The organism is Cellulomonas sp. PS-H5 (assembly GCF_019265565.1).
GTDB lineage: Bacteria > Actinomycetota > Actinomycetes > Actinomycetales > Cellulomonadaceae > Cellulomonas.
Genome location: NZ_JAHVCI010000127.1, coordinates 1 through 2273 on the forward strand (window position 1 = coordinate 1; position 2273 = coordinate 2273).

At 81.7% G+C, this 2273-nt stretch carries 2 protein-coding genes; one reads left to right on the forward strand and one right to left on the reverse strand.

Features of this window, described 5'->3' with window-relative positions; genetic code table 11:
• Positions 1–223: 223 nt before the first annotated feature.
• Positions 224–1444 carry a trans-acting enoyl reductase family protein gene (locus tag J5O08_RS20530; RefSeq protein ID WP_218708764.1) on the reverse strand — a complete coding sequence of 407 codons (1221 nt, stop codon included), beginning with the start codon at positions 1442–1444 and terminating at the stop codon, positions 224–226.
• A 102-nt stretch (positions 1445–1546) separates the two neighbouring features.
• Here J5O08_RS20530 and J5O08_RS20535 point away from each other — a divergent pair, with 102 nt between their 5' ends.
• Positions 1547–2047, forward strand: a complete 501-nt coding sequence (locus J5O08_RS20535; RefSeq protein WP_218708765.1) for a hypothetical protein — start codon at positions 1547–1549, stop codon at positions 2045–2047.
• Positions 2048–2273: the final 226 nt, after the last annotated feature.

Consider the following 2273-nt stretch of genomic DNA (forward strand, 5'->3'; position numbering starts at 1 on the left):
CCGGGCGCTCGCGGCGCGCTGACCCGCAGCGCTCCCGGGGCGGGCGCGCCGGCTCCCGCGCCGCGCCCGCCCCGCGCCCGCGCCCGCGCTCCCGCGCAGTGCACCTCGCCCGCCGAGGTTGCAGGCGTTGCGGGTTTCGGGGCCGGCCAACCCCGCATCTTCTGCAAGCTCGGTGCGGTGCGGTGCGGTGCGGTGCGGCGCGAGTGCGGCGTCGGCGCGCGGGTCAGAGCGCGACGGCGTCCAGGTCGAAGCCCCGCGCGCGCAGCCGGTCGACCAGGACGTCGCCCAGCGCGGTCGCCGGGGTGAGCGAACCCGCGCGGTCGGGGAGCGCCGCCCCGTCGAGCGCGAGCGCCAGCGCGGCCTCGCCCAGCATCACCGCGGTCGCCGCGTAGCCGGGGTCGCCGGCCGCCTGGACCCGCGCCGCGTACCGGCGCCCGGACGCGGACGTCGCGAGGAACCGGTGCCGGAACCAGCCGGCCTCCCGGGTCGCGGCGTCCGGGCCGTCCCCGGCGGCGGGCAGCGCGCGCTCGACCAGCGCCCGGGTCGGCGGGAGGGCGAGCGCGGCCGCGCCGAGCGCGGTCGCCCCGGTGAGCGCGGCGGCGCGCAGCAGCCCGGCCGGGCCGCGGCCGGCGTCGAGGTGCTCGGCGTACCGGAGCCCGCGGCCGTAGGCCCAGCCGGTCAGCGCGTTCGACCGCCGGACCACGTGCGCGTCGAACGGGGCCATTACCGACGGTGCGGCCCACCGCCCGGCGACCCGGTGCGGCGGGGCCATCAGGCGCGGCTGGGGCGTACGCGGCTCCGCGGCGCGGTCGGGGGACAGCGCGTGCGCGTCGGCGTGCAGCCGCCGCGCGGCCGGGTCCGTGCGCACCGCGTCGGCCTCGCCGAGCAGCGACGCCACCGTCCCGCCGGACACGCCGCCGCGCGCCGCGACCAGCGCCTGCACGTCGCCGAGCCCGCCCGCCTCGCCCGCCGCCACCGCGGCCCGGTGCAGCAGGTGCACCCCGAGGTCGGACGGGATCGAGTCGTAGCCGCACGCGTGCACCAGCCGCGCGCCGGTGGTCCGCGCCCGCGCGTCCGCCGCGTCGACCGCCGCCCGCACGAACGCGAGCTCCCCGCTGAGGTCGGCGTAGTGGGTCCCCGCCGCCGCGCAGGCCTCGACGACCGGCAGCCCGTGCCGCCCGTAGGGGCCGACCGTGGTGGCGACGGCGGTGGCCGACCCCGCGACGCGGCGGAGCGCCGGCGCGTCGGTCACGTCGACCACGACCAGCGGCCAGTCCGCGGCGGCCGGGGGCAGGCGCCGGCGCACGGCGGCCAGCCGGTCGGGGTCCCGGCCGGCGAGCGCCACCCGGGTGCCCGGCGCGGCGGCGCGGGCCAGGTGCTCGGCGGTCAGGGCGCCGACGAAGCTCGTCGCGCCCAGCAGGACCAGATCGTGCTCGCGTGCCATGCGCGGCACCGTAGGCACGGCCCGGTGCCGGGCGCGCGGCGGGGAGCCCCGTCACCCCGGCCGGGGGATGCCCGGGCCGCCCGGGCGCGCCAGCGTGGGCGGATGGACGGGCTCGCGCGGTGGACCGACTTCCACGTCGCCGTGGCCGGCGCGGGTGCCGCGCTCGGCGGCCTGCTGGTGGTCGCCCTGTCGGTGAACGTGCGTCAGATCGCCGAGTCCCGGGGCCTGGCCGCCCGGGCGGCCGCCGCGGTCGCGGCCGTCGTGGTCGGGGTGGTGCTCGCGGCGGTCGCGCTCATGCCGGGGCTGTCGCTGCCGGGGTACGGGGTGGTGGCGCTCGTCGGCGCCGCGCTGGCCGGGGCCGTGGCGCTCGCGGCGACCCGGCGGGTGCTGCTCGGCGGCGAGGCCGGGCCGTCGCCCGGCCGGCCGGCCGAGGCGCTGCGGGTGGTGCTGCTCGTGCTGCCGGTCCTGGCGTTCTTCGTCGGCGGCGTGCTGCTGACGGCGGGGGTCGCGGGCGGCGTCGTCGCGGTGGCGGTCGGCATGCTGACGGCGCTGATCGGCGCGGTGGTGTTCAGCTGGGTCGCCCTGGTCGAGGTGCTGCGCTGACGCGCCGGGCCGGGCCGCGCGGTGAGGTCGTCACACCACGGTGAGGTCGTCACGAACGAGTGCCGACCTCACCGTCGTGTGCCGACCTCACGGGCCGCGTCGGCGAACGGCGCGCGTCGGCGGGAACGGCCCGCCGCGGTCGCCGTCCCGCGCAGGGGTCGGGGCCGCGACCGCGGCGGGGGTCGGGGGAGGCGCCGGGCGCGCCGGTCAGGCGCCCCGCGCCGGG